13 protein-coding genes are annotated in these 21732 nt (G+C 46.5%); 5 read left to right on the forward strand and 8 right to left on the reverse strand.

Annotated features, from left to right (window positions below; translation table 11 throughout):
• Positions 1 to 42 precede the first annotated feature (42 nt).
• Positions 43 to 852: a sulfotransferase gene (locus A3EU_RS0101650; RefSeq protein ID WP_020534377.1), complete on the forward strand. Its 810-nt coding sequence runs from the start codon at positions 43 to 45 to the stop codon at positions 850 to 852.
• Here the strand turns inward: A3EU_RS0101650 and A3EU_RS0101655 are convergent.
• A complete protein-coding gene (locus tag A3EU_RS0101655; protein WP_020534378.1) occupies positions 835 to 2907 on the reverse strand; it encodes a DUF6923 family protein in 2073 nt (690 codons plus the stop codon). The genes A3EU_RS0101650 and A3EU_RS0101655 overlap by 18 nt on opposite strands.
• Before the next feature lie 90 nt (positions 2908 to 2997).
• Here A3EU_RS0101655 and A3EU_RS29025 point away from each other — a divergent pair, with 90 nt between their 5' ends.
• The 3 genes from A3EU_RS29025 to pulA are packed head-to-tail and all read left to right on the forward strand — an operon-like array spanning position 2998 to position 7226.
• Entirely contained in the window at positions 2998 to 3597 is a 600-nt protein-coding gene (locus A3EU_RS29025) for a hypothetical protein (RefSeq protein WP_020534379.1), read from the forward strand.
• 45 nt (positions 3598 to 3642) lie between these two features.
• Positions 3643 to 5196, forward strand: coding sequence for an asparagine synthase C-terminal domain-containing protein (locus tag A3EU_RS0101665; protein ID WP_020534380.1), 1554 nt, complete (start codon positions 3643 to 3645; stop codon positions 5194 to 5196).
• An 11-nt stretch (positions 5197 to 5207) separates the two neighbouring features.
• The gene (gene pulA, locus A3EU_RS0101670) at positions 5208 to 7226 is read left to right on the forward strand and encodes a type I pullulanase (RefSeq protein ID WP_020534381.1); all 2019 of its coding nucleotides are present in this window, start codon (positions 5208 to 5210) and stop codon (positions 7224 to 7226) included.
• A gap of 4 nt (positions 7227 to 7230) precedes the next feature.
• Here pulA and A3EU_RS0101675 read toward each other — a convergent pair whose 3' ends face one another.
• The 3 genes from A3EU_RS0101675 to A3EU_RS0101685 are packed head-to-tail and all read right to left on the reverse strand — an operon-like array spanning position 7231 to position 10071.
• Positions 7231 to 8292, reverse strand: coding sequence for an HU domain-containing protein (locus tag A3EU_RS0101675; RefSeq protein WP_020534382.1), 1062 nt, complete (start codon positions 8290 to 8292; stop codon positions 7231 to 7233).
• A gap of 43 nt (positions 8293 to 8335) precedes the next feature.
• Positions 8336 to 9019 carry a response regulator transcription factor gene (locus tag A3EU_RS0101680; protein WP_020534383.1) on the reverse strand — a complete coding sequence of 228 codons (684 nt, stop codon included), beginning with the start codon at positions 9017 to 9019 and terminating at the stop codon, positions 8336 to 8338.
• Positions 9020 to 9036: 17 nt separating this feature from the next.
• Positions 9037 to 10071, reverse strand: a complete 1035-nt coding sequence (locus tag A3EU_RS0101685) for a sensor histidine kinase (protein ID WP_044085326.1) — start codon at positions 10069 to 10071, stop codon at positions 9037 to 9039.
• 142 nt (positions 10072 to 10213) lie between these two features.
• Here A3EU_RS0101685 and A3EU_RS0101690 point away from each other — a divergent pair, with 142 nt between their 5' ends.
• Positions 10214 to 13252 (forward strand): CotH kinase family protein, encoded by a 3039-nt coding sequence (locus A3EU_RS0101690; protein ID WP_020534385.1) that lies wholly within the window; start codon positions 10214 to 10216, stop codon positions 13250 to 13252.
• 16 nt (positions 13253 to 13268) lie between these two features.
• Here the strand turns inward: A3EU_RS0101690 and A3EU_RS0101695 are convergent, their stop codons facing one another.
• The 4 genes from A3EU_RS0101695 to A3EU_RS29030 all read right to left on the reverse strand — a co-directional run bounded on the left by A3EU_RS0101695 (position 13269) and on the right by A3EU_RS29030 (position 21650).
• Complete coding sequence (locus tag A3EU_RS0101695) at positions 13269 to 16304, reverse strand: hypothetical protein (protein ID WP_020534386.1); 3036 nt, start codon at positions 16302 to 16304, stop codon at positions 13269 to 13271.
• Positions 16305 to 16604: 300 nt separating this feature from the next.
• On the reverse strand, positions 16605 to 16955 hold the full coding sequence (rplS, locus tag A3EU_RS0101700; RefSeq protein WP_020534387.1) for a 50S ribosomal protein L19: 351 nt from the start codon (positions 16953 to 16955) through the stop codon (positions 16605 to 16607).
• A gap of 197 nt (positions 16956 to 17152) precedes the next feature.
• Positions 17153 to 19414 (reverse strand): PKD domain-containing protein, encoded by a 2262-nt coding sequence (locus tag A3EU_RS0101705; RefSeq protein WP_425412628.1) that lies wholly within the window; start codon positions 19412 to 19414, stop codon positions 17153 to 17155.
• A 4-nt stretch (positions 19415 to 19418) separates the two neighbouring features.
• Entirely contained in the window at positions 19419 to 21650 is a 2232-nt protein-coding gene (locus A3EU_RS29030) for a PKD domain-containing protein (protein ID WP_052331272.1), read from the reverse strand.
• Between the last annotated feature and the right edge of the window lie 82 nt (positions 21651 to 21732).

Below are 21732 nucleotides of genomic sequence, written 5' to 3' on the forward strand. Positions count from 1 at the left end.
GAAGTTATAACCTTCCTTAGTCTTGAACAATATTTATGCTACATGATTGATTCTTCCTCTGTGCTCGTCTTGTTGGGTATGCACCGTTCGGGTACTTCCCTAACGGCCAATTGGCTTCATCATTGTGGCCTTCATCTTGGCGACAGGCTGCTGACCCACGACGAGAGTAACCCCACTGGGCATTATGAAGACATCGATTTTTTACAACTTCACAAAGACATTCTGGCAGACAATAAAACGGACTATACCTACGCCGGCGAAACGCCTTTGCAGCTTTCTGCCTATCATCGCGCCCGGGCCAAAGCCATGGTGACCTATAAGCAGCAACTGCACCAACAATGGGGCTGGAAAGAACCAAGAACCTGCTTATTCACAGACCTTTACCAGGAATTGCTTCCAGAAGCCAAATACATTATTCTGGTCCGCCCTCCACACAAAGTAATCAATTCACTCATGCAGCGCGACTGGACTCGCATCCGCTTGAGTTTTCGCGATCACCCAATAAAACGCTGGTACAAAGGCTATTTGCTGAGAAAAAACAGAAAAGCCAGGGCACTCCGTTATGCCAAAGCATGGAAATATTACAATGAGCAGCTTTTAACCTTGGTAACTTCTCTTCCTGAAAAGGATTATTTTTTGGGAACCACCGATGATGTAAAAAAGCATTCCTCCAGTATCTTTCAAAAACTTACCACTTTCGGATTCAAATTAGAAAACTACCCTATTTCCTCTGTCTTGATCAAAAGGCCTTCGCTGCCCAAGGAAAACTGGGTACTTCCTGATGCCCTAAACCAAGAGATGGAAGAGCTGTACACTTCCTTACTGGAATTTCGGTCAATTCACAAGGTGTAAATCTCCTTCTAAAAACACTTGCTTGCCAGAACTACAGGTATAAATGAGGTAATACACATAAACGCCTGCCTGTGCCGGCCGCCCTCTGAACGTTCCATCCCAGGTAGATAAGGGGCCATTGAATGCAGCGTCATCAAGTCGATAAAGGTGTTCCCCCCAGCGGGAGAAAATATCAAAACGGTCGATGCGCGCTCCCGACTCGCCAGGAAACAATACGACCTCGTCATTAACACCATCTTTATTCATCGGACTAAAGGCATTAGGAATGTACAACTGTTGAGGAGGAAACACCTCCAGCAGCATCAAACTGTCACAACCTTCACTACTCGCTCCCGGTAATAACACCTCGTATTTTCCGGGCTGCTGATAGCTTACACCATTCACCAAAACCGCCTCGTCAGCACAAAGCGCAATTTCAGTGGACCCTACGGCGGGTGGCAGTGCATAGAGTTCCAAATAAATGATAGTATCACAACCGGAAGTCGCGGAAGGTGCTAAAAACTGATAACTCCCTGCGCCCAGCATAGTGTCTTGCCAAGTATAGGAATCCCCGGGGCAAAGAGCAGCCTCCAAACTCAGTTCTACGTTCTCGCGAATAGCTACGACAAGGCGAAAAAGCGTGTCGCACAAATCAGGTTCGGGAGTTTCCACTAGGTACTCAAATTCACCCGCTCCCGTAATCGTTTGCCCACCAAAGAAGAGGCTATCACCCTCACAAAGAAAGGCTTCGTTTTCAACAAGAACTTCCCCTGCCGTTGGGTTATTAAGGGTTGCCCTCGTAGGGTCATTTAGCTCCACTGTTGTGGGATCATCGGATAAAATCTGGTCACCTAAAAGCGAAGGAAGGCTTTCTATGATGGCTTGGCTCGAGAAATCCCCTTGCACCTCCGTACTTACCGTAATTTCGAAGCGGAGAGTATCTCCATCAGCAATACTAAAGTTATCGTAAATAAGTATCTCTTCCCCGACACCTGTTCCCGCAGCAGCAGCTACCCCCATCGGATTAGCCGGAACAATTTGCTCAATAACGGTTCCCGCAGGAAACTGGTCTCGTAGACGTAAACCGCTCAAATTTTCATAAGCTTTGTTAATAATCGTTACAGAATACGTTACGTTTGTTGATTCACAACCATAATTCACCCCTTCCAATTCCTTGACAATACTGAGGGTGTAAGGGCAAGAACAGCCATCGTTACCTACCGCTGAAGGGCCAGTGCCTACCAGCGTGGCAGCTCCTGTTTGAGCATCAATCAGCACCATTCGGTTCTGGTTAGGTGAGGCACCAGGGTTTACATTGGTAGCGCCATAACCATAGAGCTCTCCCTGGTTATTGAAGAACATCGCTCCAATATGCTGAACAATATTTGGGTCGGCTGCTCCTACGGTAAAAACATTACCGTAAGTGGGGCTATCGGCATCCATATCAATCCTTAGCAAATTATTCTTGGTAGCTACGGGTTCTGGAGGCGCGCTCACTACATCGTAAAACCGTTGGAAGGTAAAAGCAACATTAGGGTTACAAGGATCAAAAACGATATCATCTAATGCGATAGTTACTGGGCCAGAATTCCCTGTAGATGGGTCCCAGCGCAGTGGCAACTCCTCTAAAAAGTTAAAACTTGGTGTAACTTGATAGATAAACAAGGAATTTCGAGGGCGTTGATTGACAACGAAACGCCCATCTGACGCAACATCACCCGCCCCGGTAATCCAGCCGCCTTCAGGTATCACTACCGACTCAGTACCCACCGTTGTCACTTGCCCATTGGCTGCAATTCTAATAATGTCGCCCGTATTTCGCCTTACCCCATAAATGTAGTGATCTAAACGGTTAAAGCCGATAGCATTGATCCAGGCGTTCGCATTAAAGACGGTATTAAAATTGACCTGATCTTCATTGGCTTCCACTTCATAAAAGCGCGTAAACGAAGGATTATTCGCTTGATAGAGGGAAATAAAAAACTGATTGGTACATTGGTGAGGTTGGCCTATAAGCGATGGCAAAAAGAATAGCATACTCACCAGTAATGCACAAGATAAAAAGAGAATTTTCATTCCGAGAGTGCGTTATTTATTAACTAAAAAGAGAGAGAATCTAGTAACTTTAAGCGTTTAAAAAAGCGCTTAGCACAACAAAGATAACCAATGAATCATCACTACCGAATCCTTCTTTCTCTTTTTATCACCCTTCCTTTTTCAGGCATTAGCCAAGAAGCGACAGCCCCACCGATCTACTGGCAAAACCCCTCCTTTGAAGGCGAACCCCAAGACGCTACCGTCCCCATCGGCTGGCTGGGCTGCGAAGCCATGACCACGCCCGACATCCTCCCCGGCGTATGGGGCATCTACCAAGAAGCCAATGATGGCGACACCTACGTGGGCCTCATCACCCGCGCCAACGGCACCTGGGAGAGCATCACCCAACGTCTGCCACGTACCATCGAAAAAACAGAATGCTACGTCTTCGGCCTCGACCTGGCGCGAGGGGCCACCTACAGCGGCTACAGCAGCCCCCTAAAAATACGCATCTGGGGCAGCACCGACCGTTGTAGCAAAGACCAGCTCCTCTACGAATCACCCCTCATTGAGCATACTTACTGGAAGCAACACCGCGTAGAATTTACCGCCGAACAGCCCATTCGCTACATCATTTTTGAAGCTTTTCATAAGGAAGGGTCGTTCCGCTATCCTGGGAATATTTTACTGGATAATTTGACGCCGATTCAAGTTTGTCCGCGGGCGTAGGAGACTACTCCCCTACCCCACACTTTCTTCGTAATTTAGCCCCTCATGATCGACATACAAATCAAGCAACAAAAACGGGTTTGGCATTCTTTATCTGATGGATGGTGGACTGGGCATGTCTATTACCAACAGCATTGGCTTTCGCCCAAAGAGGTAGAACAATTACTGCTGGAAGTGGCCTCTACCGAAGCGCTTTCTGCTTTGCTACAGCAATGGAATGGCTCTTTTGCGCTGATTTGGACACAAGGGGAACGTACCTTTGCCGCCACGGATATTGCCCGATCCATACCTCTGTTTTGGTCGGTAAGGAACAAGGAAATCAAACTAAACAATCATTTATTACCCGCTGACGGGACGCTTTTAAAAATCCACGAGGACAAGGCTTTCGCCCAAACGGAGTTTATCCCTGGGCATACGACACTCCTCCACGGCTGGCAACAGCTACAGGCAGGCGAACTCCTCGAAATCCACAACAACCGCTGCTACCTTCATAATTATTTCCCGCACCGGCGACCGGCTCCTTTTAGGGATTCGCCCTCGGTGCTTAAGCAACAGTTTGGCGAATTATTGGAAGATCAGATCGACCGACTCATCGCTTTTGCGGCAGGCCGAGAGATCGTCATTCCGCTCAGTGGGGGCTATGATTCCCGAATCCTGCTGACCATCCTCCAACAAAAGCAATACCCTGCCCTCAAAGCGTTCACCTACGGGCAGGAAGGAAGCTGGGAGGTAGAGATCGCTCGCTCGGTGGCTACTAAATTAGGAGTAGATTGGCAATTTGTACCTTATACCAAGGAGCTTTTGCAACAGTTTGGCGACCAAAACTGGAAAGACTTCGCAAACTTTTCCGGTAACCTCAGTAGCATTCCTCAAGAGCAAGATTATTTCGCCCTCCGTTTTCTAAAAGCAGCTGGTTGGTTAAAAAAAGACAGTATCATTTGCCCTGGTTATTGTGGGGATTTCCAAGCAGGGAGCTACTTGCCAGACAGTAGTTTTTCGCTCCGCCCCAAGCGCTTGAAAGCACTCCAGAATTTTCTTTACCAACGCTTTATCCGCTACCCCTCCCCTACGCTACGCCAACTATGGCAATCATATCTGCCACAGGCGGAATTAAGTGACGAACACAATTACGTAAGTGAACTCGAACATTGGGTACTGCGGGAATACGTCAGCAAGTTTATTATCAATGGTGTTCGGGCCTACGAATGGTTCGATTGTACCTGGTATCTTCCGCTGTGGGACTTGGAGTTCATTCGTTTTTGGCAGCAAATCCCCAACGGATTACGCATAGACATGCAAATGTACCGCGAGGTATTGGAAGACAACTGGTTCCGGCCTCAGCAACTGATTTTTCCAAAAGATCAAAAAACAAAACCGCTATTTAGGCCTTTGGCAAGCTATCTTCCCTTAAATTTGAAGCGGCAACTCAAAAAAATATTGCCCACTAAGCCACAAACAAATATCAACGGGCTCCACCAACTGGTTCCGATGATACAAGCAGCCTTAGGGTGGCCACAACCTGATCTTACCAAGTCGGTCAATGAAATGATTGGATATTGGTATCATCATGAAATTACTAAAGCATCAAACAACCATTAACCTTTGCCTATATGAAATTAGCAGCCTCCTTTCTCCAATCTATGGTGCTGACCTTACTCCTTGTAAGTCTGGCCGCCTGCCAAAATGACCCTGCCGTGTCCGTTTACGACAACTACAACGATTATCCAGTTTATGAAGGCCAGGATTTGGGTCTTCAATACAGCCCATCTGCCTCTACTTTCAAGGTTTGGGCACCTGCTGCGGAGGCCCTACAGGTTAAGCTGTACGCTGAAGGCATTGATGGAGAACCATTGGACAGCCTCGCCCTTGAGCTTGGAGATCAAGGCGTGTGGTCACTCACTGTGGAAGAAGACCTACTGGGCAAATACTATGCCTTTCAGGCCAAATATGATGGACAATGGAATGCTGAAGTAACCGATCCTTACGTAAAAGCAGTAGGCGTGAATGGCTTGCGTGGACATATCATCAATTTTTATCAAACCAACCCTAAAAACTGGGACGATGACCAGCGGCCAGCCCTCAATAATTTCAACGAAATCATCATCTACGAGCTACACGTACGAGACATGACCATCCACCCTTCTTCCGGCTCTGGTTACCCTGGCGAATATTTCGGACTCATCGAAGGAGGCACTAAATCACCAGATGGAGAGGCCACAGGGTTGGACCACTTTAAAGAACTGGGTGTCACGCATGTACACCTCATCCCCGTTTTCGACCACCGCTCTATTGATGAAACCCGCCTGAAAGAAGCACAGTACAATTGGGGCTACGACCCGCTCAACTTCAACGTCCCGGAGGGCAGCTATTCTTCTGACCCTTATGATGGCGCACGTCGTATCAGTGAGTTCAAGCAGATGGTCAAAACCTTCCATGACAATGGCATTCGGGTCATTCTGGATGTAGTTTACAATCACACCGGGCAAAGCGAAGAATCTATCTTCAATCAACTGGTGCCCGGTTATTACTATCGCCAAAACCCAGAGGGCGGCTTCTCTGACGCCAGTGCTTGTGGTAATGAAACCGCCTCCGAGCGCGCCATGTTCCGCAAATATATGGTCGAATCCATGCGCTACTGGGTCGAAGAATATCACATGGATGGTTTCCGGGTAGACCTGATGGGCATCCACGATATCGAAACCATGAACACCGTCGCTGCCGAGTTGCACAGCATCGATCCTACCATCTTCGTTTACGGCGAAGGTTGGAAGGCTGGCGATAGCCCTCTTTCAGAAGAACAACTGGCCGTAAAAGCCAACACACCCCAACTAAAAGGCATCGCCGCTTTTAGTGATGATGTTCGCGATGCCATCAAGGGGCATGTCTTCACGCACGATGCTACCGGCTTCATCAGCGGCAACGAAACCCTGAAAGAGAGTCTGAAATTCGGCATCGTAGCCGCTACCCAACACCCCCAAGTTGATTATGGCGACATCAACTATTCCGAGGCAGCGTGGGCACCTCAGCCAGATCAATGTATGACTTACATGAGCTGCCACGATAATCATACCCTCTGGGATCGGCTCACCCTCTCGCGGCCAGAAGCAACTGAGGCAGAGAAAATTCAGATGCACAAGCTCGCCGGCACAATTGTACTTACCAGCCAGGGCGTAAGTTTCCTCCACGCCGGCGTTGATTTTCTAAGAACCAAAGACGGCGTTGAAAACTCCTTCAACTCTCCTGATGCAATCAACCAGATCGACTGGAGCCGCAAGCATGAATACCGTGAAATTTTCGATTATTTCCGCGAACTCATCGCTATCCGCAAAGCGCACCCTGCCTTTCGGATGACCAGCACTGCGGATATCCAGAAGAACCTGAAATTTATAGATACCGACGACGAAAACCTGGTCGCCTATACCCTCAATGGGGCTGCCGTGGGTGATTCTTGGAAACGTATTGTCGTTGCCTACAATGGCAAAGATCAAGCCCAGGGTATCGAAATCCCTAGCGGCAATTGGAAGATCGTTGTCGACGGTGGTGTCGTCAATACCGAAGGCATTGGTCAGCATAGCGGAGGGATGATTCCCGTTTCGCGAAATGCCGCCTTGATTTTGGTGGAGGAGTAAAGAACTACCTCAGCGACTTACCATCCCGCGATAGTAAAAAGGCATTTTCAGCGTAATCTTTGCGGACCTCTTGAAGGACTTGCTGTAGTTCTGCTTCTGTAGTGAACCGAACACTAACACCGATCCGGGAGTTCCCGCCTTCCTTACGGGAAACGGGCGCATAGCCGTCTTCGGAAAGTCGTTGCATCAGTTTTTGCACATTGTCCGGGTTGCCGAAAAGGCCTACTGCTATGACCGCAGTGTGCTCCTCCGCAGCCATCGTTGGTGCTTCGGTATCGAGGTCATTGGTTTCCTCTTCAGAAGGAGCTGAAGGGAGTTTCTCGGTCGTCGTGTTATCATTTTCAGCGACGTCCTCCTGTGCTGGAGGTGTACTTTTTGAAGGGCTGGCATTTAACCTTTCCTGAGGTACTTCTGCAACGGGATCAGATACCGTGGGGCCAGGCCGCAAAAACATAAGATAGATCGCTAAAGCGATGATGGCCAAACTTAGACCCAGTAACCAGGTCAGATTACCCTGAAACCATTTGGCAATCCCACCGGCGACTTGATCGGCTCTTACTCCGGCAGCTGGCGCAGGCTTGACTACAGGTGTAGAAGGAGCACTTGCCTGGGGCTTACTTGCAGGGATTTTTTCAACCCGACTGCGCTGAACCAACTGGCCCCTTACGGGCTGGAGCCCAAAGGATTCGATATTGAAATTTTCGCTTTCGGCGACGAATTGTAGCTGCTGTTCAAAATTGCGAAAGAAACGTCCCACTCCTGGAATTTCAACAATCTCTTTTTGGGCCAATGATTTCTTGATGCCCTCTACGCGTGTGCGGAGCCACTCTTGGGTAGTACTAAGCGTCCAGCCATTTTGCTGCTGTAAGTAATCGATCAAAATACCATCATCCAAGACCAGGTTTTCGTTAAAACGAACGGCTTTAGTAGGCGCACTTACCTGCCCTTGCACTTGATCAACGAGAGCCGGAGCATGCGTTAATTCAAAACTGCCTAGCCCCGGTATATTGAGGCGGTCATGTTGATATAATAAATCTGCAATGTATTTACCTAATTCTTCCTGCATATCCAGCTGTTGAAGCCCTCAAGATAGGGAACTTCGCTGGATTTTAGCCAATAAACTTATAACCAACGCCCCTCACCGAAAGAAAAAATTCAGGCGTCCGTGGGTCTTCTTCGAAGTATTTACGAAAGGACAAAATAAAATTATCAATGGTCCGGGTACTTGGGTAAACATCGTAGCCCCAAACTGATTGCAGAATCTGCTGGCGACTGACGACCTCTCCCTTCCTGTCTATCAATAGCTTGAGCAGCATGGCTTCTTTCTTGGTCAGGGTAAAGGTGCCGGGATTCCCCTGTGCTTCAAAGGTGGCAAAATTGATGGTATTCTTACCAAAAGTATAGTTATCGGCACTGGCCTCAGGAGCTTTGCTTGTACGCTGAATAAGGCGTTCTACCCTCAGCAGCAATTCTTCTAAATTGAAAGGCTTCACCAGATAGTCATCCGCGCCTTTGCGCAGGCCAGTAATCCGATCCTGAGCAGTATCCTTTGCTGTAAGGAAAATAATGGGCACATCCCTATTGGTCAGGCGAACCTGTTCACAGATTTGAAAACCATCTACTTCTGGGAGCATCACATCCAGAATAAGCAGATCGAAATGTTGTTCCTGCGTATATTTGAGTGCTTTTTTCCCATCAGCTGCCGTAACAACTTCGTAATCCTCCAGCTCTAGATTGAGCTTTACCGTCTCGCGGATATTTTCTTCGTCTTCAACTAGCAGTATTCTCAACATAAGATTATAGTTCAGATTTAAACAACAGGCGAAGAGAATCGCTCTTCTTTAGCCGTCGCAATAGGAAGCGTAATGGCGAAAACAGTTCCTTGGGGTTGGTTGTCCCTCACCTTGATGGTTCCGTGATGCGCTTTTATCAATTCCTTTACGATGAATAACCCCAATCCTGTACCTTTTGTTTTACGGGTATCTTCACTGCCTACCCGAAAGAATTTTTCAAACACCTGTTTTTTATCTTGCCCACGGATACCTATGCCTTGATCAGCCACTTCCAAGCACAACTGATCCTCCTGTTGGCGCAAGCTAACGGCGACTTTTGCTGGCTGAGAAGAATACTTTAATGCGTTCTCTATCAAATTAATAACTACGGAGGTTAGGGCTTGACGATCACCATTTACATGGGATAAAGGAGTGTCTACTGAAAAATCAATTTCCGCTGCTGGATTTTGCTGGCTTTGTTGCAAAACAATACGTTCTATCAATTCTTCTAGCGCCAAAGGTTCTTGATGAAACTGATAAGCACTTTCAAGTCGGGCAGAAAGGAGCAGGTCTTCAACCAATTTATTGAGCCGGTCTGCTTCCTTAATTCCACGCATACTCAACATTTGCCGCTTATCCGGTGGCAACTGATCGCCACGCTTGGCTATCGTTTCCAGCGCCAAGCGAATTCCCGCTAATGGCGATTTCAACTCATGTGTAATGGACAAAAGGAAGTTTCTTTGCTGCTTCGAAGAAGCCACCTCTCGTCGGTAGCCCCGATAAATAACGTAAATTCCCGCAAGAAGGCTCAACGATAGAAAAATCGTTTCCCCCATGATCATTCGTTCCTGCTTTCGGTAAGAAGTAACCAACTCCTGATAACGCTCAGAGACGTAAAAATCCATCGGCGATTTGATCACGCCTTCCGCAGCCATTCCTATTTGCTGAAGCTCAATTTTTGCATGAAAAGCATCCCGGTTTTTAGTAAACAACAGGAAAGACCACCAGACAAAGGCCAGCAACATATACCCCATAATGAAGTACGTAAGAAAGCGAAGGTGACGGTTTTGCATAATTCAGATGGTAATACGACTTAAGGAAGTTCACAAAGATAGTGTATCGACAAACGCTTTTATTCAGTAAGATGTAATGTTTTACCTTTAGCATTGGTCAAAAATTAACTTGTGCAATTGCACATTTTCAAATCCAGTACTAATGAATCACCCTATTTTAGGTAGTACTCTTTCCGTTTTGCTGCTCTTCACCGTCCTTCCTTGTAGCAGCCAATCCATTCGGATCAATGAAATGGTAAGCTCTAATAACACCTATCTCGATGAAGATGGTGATACGCCTGACTGGTTTGAGTTATACAACACATCTACAGAGGTAGTTGATTTAAACGCATGGACCATTACCGATGACCTCGATCAGCCCGATCGTTGGTCTTTTCCTAGCTTTGCGCTACCCGCTGATGGTTATTTAAGAATATGGGCATCCGGAAAAGATCGTTCTACTTTTAGTTTGGCCAGAACCATCATTTCTCCTGAAGACCAGTTTCAGTACATTGTTCCTACGGCTAACGTCGACCCAAACTGGCGAAACCTAGGCTTTGACGATAGCAACTGGGAAAGTGGCAGCGCTGGATTTGGCTATGGTGACGGCGATGACACGACGATCATACCCAACGGATCGGCGGCTGTCTTTCTTCGCAAATCCTTTTCATTTGAAGATGTCAATACCGTAGAAGCCCTTTTCTTAGATATTGACTATGATGATGGCTTTGTTGCTTTTTTGAATGGAATTGAGATCGCCCGCGCTAATATAAATGGCGGCTTTCCGGCGTTTAACGCCTTGACCATCACCGACCGTGAAGCAGAAATATACCAAGGTGGTCTGCCTGTAAAGTTTGAGATAAGCGACTTGGAAAATCTTCTCCAACCCGGAGAAAACATCCTGAGTATCCAGGTTCATAACGCGACCGCCTTTTCCTCTGATCTATCTCTAATCCCTTGGCTTACCGCCATTTTCAACACTTCTACTACCGAAGGAAACCCGCCACCTGCCTGGATGAACATCCCCATGTCTAGTTTTCATACCAACTTCAAAATCTCAGCAGCTGGAGAAACCCTTTATCTCTTCAATCAGCAAGGTGTATTGGTCGATAGTCTAAACGGAGGCGTCTTCCCCAGTGATGTGTCTAAAGGCCGGCTTGTTGATCAAGTTACCGAAATTCGGCTTTTTGAAACGACTACCCCAGGAGCAGCCAATCCTGGCAGCGGGTTCTTGGGTGCCTTAAGTTCTACCATTATTTTTTCCACAACAGGTGGAATGCCCCCCGCTCCGTTTCCCCTCATATTGAGTGGAGCTACCCCTCAGGAAGAGATTCGGTATACACTTGATGCGACTTCTCCTACCTCCGCAAGCTCACTCTATACTTCTCCACTCAGCATCACGAATAATACGGTAGTACGGGCCGCAATTTTCAGAGAAGAATACATCCCCTCTCCTATTCAAACAGCAACCTACCTTATCGGTGTAGAACATGATTTACCAATTATTTCTTTAGTAACAGACCCCGATAATTTTTTCGATAGCGAAACGGGAATTTATGTCTACGGCGATGATTACAGTCCCAATTTGCCCTATTACGGCGCTAATTTTTGGGAAGACTGGGAACGTCCTATTCATTTTAGCTTCTATGAAACGGATGGCCAATTGGGAACGTCCTTTAATGCCGGCACCAAGGTTTTTGGAGGCTGGAGCCGTTCAAATGACCAACGCTCACTATCCATTTTTGCTAGAAATCAATACGGTACCGGAGCAATCGAATACCCACTCTTTCCTAATTTACCTTACGATGAGTTCCAGGCCATCGTACTACGCAATTCTGGAAACGAATGGTTAGGCACCAATTTCCGGGACGCTGTCCTTACAGGTCTTCTTCGCGACGCTGACCTCGAAACCCAGGCTTACCGCCCTTGTGCTACCTATCTAAACGGGGAATATTGGGGCATGTACAACCTTCGTGAAAAGGTTAACGAGCACTTTATCGCCTCTAAGCATCAAGTGGACCCCGACGAAATAGATTTGCTCGAATTTGATGGAGGTATTGTTGAAGGCAGTAATACCGATTACCTCAACCTCATAGCATTTACCAATAACAATGACTTAAGTAACGACAATCTTTTTGCTCAGGTCGAAGAGGAGGTTGATATTGAAAATTATATCCTCTACCAACTATCTCAAATCTATTTCGACAATACCGATTGGCCCGGCAACAACATAAAATACTGGCGTTCACCCAACAGCAAATGGCGATGGATACTTTACGATACAGATTTCGGTTTTGGTACCTGGAATTATTTCGCTTACCTCAACAACACCTTGGAATTCGCACTGGATAGCGATGGCCCCAGCTGGCCAAACCCACCTTGGTCAACGGCACTTTTCCGGAACTTAATGAAGAATACCGGCTTTAAACACCGCTTCATCAATCGTTTTGCCGATGAGATGAATACCCGTTTTCTTCCTTCCCGAGTTATTGAACACATAGACACGCTACAGGCGGCTATCAGTAATGAAATACCACTACACTTCCAGCGCTGGGAAGGAGATATCGGCGCTTGGCAGGATAATGTGAACACCATGAAAAACTTTGCTCAGGATAGGNCTACTTATATGAAGCAACATATCCTTGGAGAATTTAATCTCCCCACCTATCATGAAGTAACCTTAATTAATCAAACGCCTCAAAATGGCTGGGTGCAATTAAACAGTCTGAAAATCCAGGAAGAAAACTGGTCTGGTGATTATTTTCAAAATGTCCCTATCACCCTCACAGCGATAGCAGAACCGGGTTATGCTTTTGTACGCTGGGCAGGCGATGTTATGTCTACCAATCCTCAATTGGTACTTAATATCACAAGTTCTACTCAAGTAGAAGCGGTCTTTGTGGAAGACGTTTCTGCCGTTTCAGCAGTTAGGGATATCAAAGCCTTCACTTACTACCCTAATCCTTCAAAAGAAGCCTTAAATATCAATTTTGAACTCGCAAGAACGCAACCTTTACAAGTAGCTCTTTATGACCAAGAGGGCCGGCTTGTAAAATTGCTCTTTAATGGCCAAATGAACGCTGGGCAACAACGGCTCAGTTATTCTTTACCATTATTGCCCAGCGGCAGTTACTTCCTAGAGGTATGTAACGAAGAAAAGGAATGTTTAAGCCAGCAGTGGATAAAAATCCAGCAGGGCTAAAGAACAGGAGTGTTTTTTAATCATTCCCGTTTCCGTTCTGCTCTTGCAGTGCTTTTAGTTTTTGTTCCGCCACTCGGATTTCCTCCTGCAAGCTGCGTAAACGCTCCTCGCCGGTCGTTACTTGCTGGCGAATTCTTTCCTTTGCCGCTTCCGCATTGGCCCGTTCGGCAGCAATCGCCGTGGCGTTATCTTCCTTGATTTTTGTCACTTGCTCGGTAGCTTGCCGACGAGCTTCATAAATCGCCTCGGAGCTTTCTGTGCGAGCTACGGCTAGTTCTTCCTGTAACCTTTTGCGCTCGGCCTCCGCTTCGGCTGCATACTCTGCCTTTTTGGTAGCAGTCTCTTCCCTGGTTTCCTCCAGTTCTTGGCGGACACGATCCCGGAGTGTTTGCATCTCCAGTTCTGCCCGTTCGCGAGCTGACGCTATCCGCTTAGCAGAAGCTTCTTCTTCCTCTTCCGCTTTATTTCTCGATTCCTGTATGCGCTCGCTCGCTGTGCGCTGAGCAGCGGCCACAGCTTCCGCTTGTTCTTCACGCACCTTCTGTAAAGCGCTACTCGACTCTTTGCGTGCATCAAGGACACTCAGTGCCAGTCGCTCTTTTTCCTGTGCCGCATTCTCTCTGGCTAACTTTACTTCATTAACCATATTTTCCTGAAGGGTAGCCTTTTCTTGAGCTATTCTTTCCCGCTCTGTAGCCAAGCTATTGGCTAGGTTTTGACGCTCCGTAGCAGCATTTTCGCTCGTTTCTTTGACCTTTTGAGCCTCTTCCTGTCTTACTGCAGCTATTGCTTCAGCAGCTTGGCGACGTGCTTCGGCCACTTCTGTAGCGGATTCTTCTTGTATCCTGGAGGCTTGCTGGCGGGCAGCAGCAATTTCCTGTGCTACTTTCTCCCGTTCAGCCGTAAGTTCGCGGGCTGCTCTTTCACGAGCTTCCTGAATCTCAGAAGCAGAAGCCGTGAGCATCTCTGCCTCGCGATCTTTAGCATCCTTGATGGCAGCAGCAGCTTCGGCCTCAATCAGCTTCCTTCTTTCTGCCGATTGCTGTTGTGCGGTATTTACTTCCTGTGCATAGCGATCCTTGGCTTCAGCAGCTTGTTCCTGCGTGGCTACGACTTGTTGTTCTGCAGCAGCGCGAGCAGCAGCAATTTCTTCTTCCGCTTTTTTGCGGGCAGCTTCTACTTCAGCAGCAGCAGCTTTTTGAATTTCTTCCTTACGCAAGCGGGCTTCGGTCAACTCTACTTGGGTTTCTTCCTGAATACGGTTGATTTCTTCTTTTGCACGAGCACGGGCAGCCTCTACTTCGCTGGCTATTTTCTGTTGCTCTGCAGCCGAACGCTCTCTGGCATCAGCTACCTGTGCAGCTTCTTCGGCATTGATCGAAGCGATGCTTTGGCTAGCTCTTTCCCTGGCAGCCTGTACTTCGGCAGCGGCTTTAGCTTCTTCGGTGGCTACGGCCTCTCTGCTGGCAGCTATTGCTTCTGCGGAAGATGCCTGGGTGCTACTTACCTCATTGGCAGCCTTTTCACGCTCTGTAAGTACTTGCTGGCGAATATTCTCTACTTCGCCAGAAGCACGTTCACGAGCCTCTGCAACAGAAACCACCGCAGCTTCTTTCTCCTTGGCAGCATTCTCTCTTAATTCTGCCAATTCTGCGGTATTTTGCTGTTCCACCAACGCTTTTTGCTCGGCAGCTTTACGACGTGATTCTGCCAGTTCGAAAGCCAGTTTTTCCTTTTCGAGCACGCTGTTCTCTCTGATCTGAGCGATTTGTCCGGCCGTTTCTTCCTGAATTCGTAAAATTTGCTCGGCGGCAGTTTCTTTCGTTTCCACAACTTCTTCTGTCGTTCTGGTACGTTCAACCTTGGCCTGCTCGCGCGCTAGCTGAATTTGCTGGGCAGTTTCATCTCGTATACGCTGCAACTCCGAAGAGGAGGTTTCGCGGGCACCTGCGATTTCATCGGCGTAAGCCGTTTTCGCCTCTGCCAACCGCTCGCGGACAGCTTCTAGTTCCTGAGCAGCATTGTCACGGGCTGTTTTAACGGCTTCTGCAGATTCAACCTGAGCATTTTGAATGGCATCTTGTGCACGAGAGCGAGCAGCAACTACCCCTTCATTGATTTCCGACATTTCGTTATCCGCTCGTTGGCGAGCCGTTTGCACCGCTTCCGCGGAAGAAGCCTGAGCCTCGGCAATAGCGACTTGTGCCTGCTTCCGAGCAGCCAGTACTTCATCAGCAATCTGCTGTTTCTGCTGAGCAGCTTGTTCTCTGGCTGCGGCTACCTCTTCCTGAAGGTTGCGCTTTATTTGATCCGCCTTACTCCGTTCTGCGGCAATTTCGTCCCTTAATTGACTCTTGGTATCAGCCAGTTGCTTGCGCAAATCCACCAATTCGTCATCAGAAGTAGGTGCTGAAGGTGTAGCACGGCCGGTATTAGCTAATCCACTATTTGCTGCTGCTGTAGAAGAGGTACGAGCCCCCGGATTTGCCGACGGGATCAACAAGCCAGCCTCTCCTTTATCAACGACTTTGTTAGGGTCAAGTACTTCATAAAAACAGCGGGCCAGGCTATTGAATTCTTTTAATCGATTTGGCGTCAACGAGAACTTCCGCATCTCATTGCTGATATTATTCTTCAAATAGATCGTGGTAATATTATTTTCCGAGAACCACTGTAGCGCCGTCATATCAAGCTGAAGAACATTTGTTTGCACTGGTATTCCCCCTCGGCGTTCCATTTCTCCCATGCCTATGAATCGATAGCTTCGACGGACCTGATTCGCATCCATAAAGATGACTTCATCATCCTGATTGAATTCGACGCCACCACTGGACTCCATCGTAGCGGTAATTCCTTTATCATCTGAACTCAACATGATCGCATAGGAATAATTCCCTCTAACAACTACTGTCGTCTGATCTGAACGTAAAACATGAGTACCTCCAATAACTGCATCGTGAGAGATATACTGCTCGCAATTTTGCGCAGCTAATGGTGAATAAAAGCTGCCAAAAAGTAACAGGGCAAAGAAAATAGTTGTGGATTGCTTCATATGAGGGTAGTTTAAAAACCAAAGGCGTGGATTAACCATAGACATCTATACCAATTACTGACCCCAATGAACCATCTTTCGAAAGTTATCGGAATCAATTGTGAAATTTAAGCAATTTCAGGGATGATTTGGTACTGGGGAAGAGAAAAATAGGAAGTTAAAGGCTATTGGATACCAATATATTGATCCAACGAATTCAAAACGCACTGAAAAAATTATTATTGTTTTCCTAAAACAAGGAAAGCCGGATCAGTAAACTGATCCGGCTTTCTCTACAGCAATGCTGTAAAATAACTGCTATTAAAGACGACGACGCTCTTTGATACGCGCTTTCTTACCTACCCGATCACGCAGGTAGTACAAGCGAGAACGGCGCACTTTACCGTGCTTGGTAACCTTAATCTCAGCAATATTTGGAGAAGAAATAGGGAAAATGCGCTCAACACCTACTCCATTGGAAATCTTACGCACAGTAAAAGTACGGGTAGAACCCTCACCTTTAATCTGAATAACATCTCCACGGAAGTCCTGAATACGCTCCTTGTCTCCTTCGCGAATTTTATAACTTACAATTACGTTGTCACCGGCGCGAAAATCGGGTAGATCGCTGCTGGGAGTCAACTGTTCGTGTACAAATTTAATGGCATCCATTCTTTGTCCTATTTTTTTAAGCCTTAGCGTGTACGGATCGAACTCAGAGGTTTATTGCTTAATTTTAATGCAGTCCTTCTTGCCAACAATTATGTCTTTTAGAGGCACTGCAAAAAACAATAAACATGCTTCATTTCTCAAACGATGGGCAAAGGTAAGACTTTTAGTTGTAAAACAAATGTTTTAAGATGAATTTTTCATCGAATCAAGGTAGCATAGCCTTTCATTTCAATTGGTTCGCCTCTTGGGCCCTTAAACTTCACTACAACCAGGTATACGCCAGGAGGAGCCTCTTGGCCTACATTGTTTTTTTGGCCATTCCATGCAGCAAATGGATCGTTGGTCTCAAACATAGGCTCCCCCCAACGGTTCCAGATCATAAATTGAAAGTCGGTTGCTCCTTCCAGAAAGCCTTTCCCCCGAAAAGTATCATTGGTTCCATCTCCGTTGGGCGTAAAAGCATTGGGTAAGTAATAGCGGATTTCCGGAATTACATCAATAACAGTCTGGACGGTATCCATACAACCGCTTGGGTGCGTAACTACTTGGGTCACCAAATAAAGGCCTGTATCAGGGAAAACAAATAACGGACTTGGCAGAACACTTCCTGGATTAGCACTGAAATCCCAGTTCCAGGCTATAGCTCCTTCCGACTCATCGGTAAACTGCACCTCCGGAAACAAATTACTTGGCTGATCCGGAGCATAAGAGAACCCTGCAACAGGGGAAGGTAAAATAGTAATCAGGCTATTGAATGTCGTATCGATCTGGCATCCTAAAGGAGATGTTATATCCACACTAACCGTATACACTCCCGGGTCTTCATAAGTATGAAATGGGCTAATGGCACTGCCAAACTCCCCATCGCCAAAGTCCCACACAATAGAATAGGTCGTGTCAATTGGAAATGATAAGTTATCAAAGAAGATTTCCGCAGGTTGGCATTCAATTTCTGCGCTAGGTGCAATGACAATCAAGGCCGGCACCGGGTAATAATTAAGAATTTGAGTTGAACTGGCAACACATTCATTTGTATCCTGAACAGTAAGGGTAATAGGGATATCACCAGGCTGCTGGTAAACGTGGTCAGGGTTTTGCAAACCACTATTTTGTCCATCTCCAAAATCCCAATTCCAATCCGTCAAACAACAAGACCCGGTTTCTGAAAGGTCGGTGAAACTAACAGGCCCAGCCACACAAGTATCATAGGCAAAACTAAAATCTGCCTCAATAGCAGGGTAAATATTTACAAAAATCTTGGCAGTATCTCCACAATCGGTATTTTCATTTAGAATGAGCTGTCCTTCATAAGTTCCTACGCCTGGGAAAGTAATACTCGGATTCCATTCACCAAAAGTCTCTATCTCACCACTACCTACCTCAAACGTCCACTCAAAATTATCAATATAGGCTTCCTGAAAACTTTGATTAACGAGGTCTATCGTGTAATCACCACAGGAGTTCACCACAAACTCCTGGTCGCTAATTTGTATATCTTCTTCAATATCGGCTACCACTGTAGGGTCACAGTTGGCAACATTGAACTGAAAATCACGGAAGACTTTACTTAGCAAAAGGCCGTTTCGATACTCTGAGACGCAAACCCCGACAACAAATTGCCCCTCAAATTGAGGCGTACCTGTAATCATCCCTGTCATGGGATCAATACTAATCGTAGGAGATCCGCCCATTGGGCTGGTAGCTGTATAGTTAGGAGNCTGAAAAGTGACCGTATTATATGGAGGAGGGCAAGCCGGTATAGGGTTGGCACCACTACAGGTATTGTAATACAATGGATCAAGATCAGGGCCACCCCCTAAAAGTGGCGCACAAAATTCGTAGACGAGCATATCTCCATCAGGGTCGGTGGCTGAATGGTCATAAGCCAAAGGCGCATTGTTGCAAATAATGATCGGCGGATAAGTATCAAAAGAAGGGCTGCTGTTGCAAACCAATTGTGCCGTAGGCGTCAGCTCTATCGTATAAGTTGCTCCAGCATCATCCGGGTTGATGATGTTATTAATAGTCACATTACGACAACATCGCTGATAGGAAATAAAATAACTACTGTTAGATGCAGGTAAATCCAGGGTAAATCGATAGATACCTTCCTGTCCACAGACATTAGGAGGAATAAGGCAAGGGTAGTCTGGTTCTTCTACAAACGACTCGGAAGAAAGGGGCACACTCACCGACCCGTAGGGTTGGGCTTGCGACTGCCCTTCACAATTATTGGCGCTGCTGCAACGGTAAATCCCAATTTCAGCCAAAGCATCTAACTGGGCACACATTGTACAGTTACAGTCCCGGTATACCCGTAGCGTAAATTGATAACGATTATTACCTAAACACTCGTAGGACATCACGCCTCCTATAATGTGACGAGCCTGTAATAGCGGTAAGCCTACCAGCGCCATCATTACCAATAATAGAAAACTACGCATCCTACGGCTCCTCATATCTCTACCTAATTAATGTGATCATGCCTTTGTAATCCATTTTTTCTCCCCGTGGGCCAATTAAAACCGCCTCGTATAAATACATACCTGGTGGCTGATCACGACCAGTATTGTTTTTTTTGCCGTTCCAGCCCCTTAGGGGGTCTGTACCCGTAAAGAGTGGTTCTCCCCATCGATTCCAAACTTTCATACTGTAGCTTTTAAAACCTCTAGTAAACCCTTTAGGTTTAAAATCATCATTCAGCCCGTCGCCATTAGGGGTGAAAGCGTTCGGAAAATAAAAGGTTACTTCTGGTTTAACGTCTACAAACTGTGTCAATGAGTCGGTACAACCACTGGGGTGGGTCACAACCTGAGTAATGTAGGCCTGGCCAGTATCTCGGAACAGGTGAGCAGGCTCGGGCAGCAGACTGGTCGCTTCTCCATTAAAATCATAAAACCAACGGTAAGCCCCTAACGATTCATCTACGACCTGAAGCTCGGATGCAAAATTAGTCAGCATATCTGGTGTAACACTAAAACCAGGCGTAGGAGCTGCTTCCATGAGTATTAAATCCGTAAAAGTCGTATCGGTTGTACAGCCCAATGGGCTGGTAATCGCCAATGAAACCGTATAAAGCCCTGGCGTTTCGTACAAATAAGTAGGACTTAAATCCTCCCCAAGGCCACCGTCTCCAAATTCCCAGTCGAAGATATAGGTATCATTAATGGGAAAACTGAGGTTGTCAAAAAATATTTCTGCTGGCACACATCCTCGAAATTCACTAGGAGAAATCACAATCAAATCAGGCACAGGAAAATAGTTCAGTACTTGGGAGCTAACATCCACACAACCATTCTCATCTCTTATTTCTAGCTCTACATTATATGCTCCCGGATCAACATAAAGGTGATTATTTTGAAAAATATCCTCTGCTTGCCCATTTCCATAGCGCCATTGGTTAGAAACGATAGCCTGGCTTCCCTGGCTCATACTCAGGTTGGTGAAATTAACAGCATCAGCTACGCAGGTATCATACTCAAAGGAAAACTCACTGTCTAAACCTGGAAAAATATTTACTAATACCTGAGCAGTATCTGTACAGCCCGTAGATCCCGGATTCACTACCATTATCCCCTCATAAGTTCCCACACCAGGAAAATCATAGGTAAAATCACGGTCGGCCCCTTCAATCGAATTAACGCCTAGCGGAAACAACCATTGATAACTATCAATAAAGGCAGGTAGCCCCGACTCATTGGTCAATGTTACCTCTGTTTCCCCACAAGACGAAACCACATAGATATCTCCTCCTACAATCGAATCTCTGTCAATTTCAGCGAAGACTGTAATTTCACAGCTGGTCACATTAAATTGAAAATCTCGCCGAACAGTACTCAACAATACACCATTNCGAAATTCCGACACACAGACACCAACCACGAACTGGCCTTCAAATTGCGGCAAGCCCGTCATGAGCCCCGTAGCACCATTCAACTCAAAATCAGCTCCATCTCCCAAGGGGCTGGTCGATGTGTAAGTTGGCGCAAGAAAAATGACGTTATTAAAAGGAGGTGGTAAATCAGGATCAGGCGCTACGCCATTGGGGTCCCCCCCTCCACCACTGTTACCTCCACCTAGATAAGGGCTACAAAATCCGTAAACCAATTGGTCACCATCAGCATCAGTTGCCGAAAAATCATACGAAAACGGTTGCCCGGCACATAAAATAGCAGGAGGATAATCCTGAAAAGAAGGCGAACTATTACACAACGATTGTGCTTCAGGTGTAAGCTCTATTGTGTAGGTACTCCCTGACGATTCTGGTGACAGGATATTATTGATGGTATTATTTCGGCAGCAGCGCTGATAAACAATATGATAGGACTCTCCCACCCTGGGCAAATCCAATTCAAAGGTATAGGTTCCCTGTTCTACACAAATATTCGAGGGTACGATGATACAAGGATTCCCAATATTTTCTTCAATATCTACCTGCTCAACCACTGGTGCCTCCAGATAATATACACCAAACTGGTTACTGCCCTGATAAACAGTAATGTGCATATTGACAAAAAAAGTAGGGCTATCAAATTCCGACCCACCACTTTGGCAATCTCTGAATACGTTAATCGTGAATTCGTAAGTATTGGAGTTAGGGTCATCTGTGCTGACGCCTAAACAGTTGTAGGTAATTTCGCCACCAATAAGGTGGGCAGCTTGAACTCCGTGCACAATACAAAGCAGAGAGATCATCAGAAAGAAACGGTGTGTAAGGTAGTTTTCTCGCAAAACGCTATTTTTTAAAGTTAACAAAACAATACAGCCGGAAAAAAAA

This window comes from Lewinella cohaerens DSM 23179, assembly GCF_000379805.1.
Lineage (GTDB): Bacteria > Bacteroidota > Bacteroidia > Chitinophagales > Saprospiraceae > Lewinella > Lewinella cohaerens.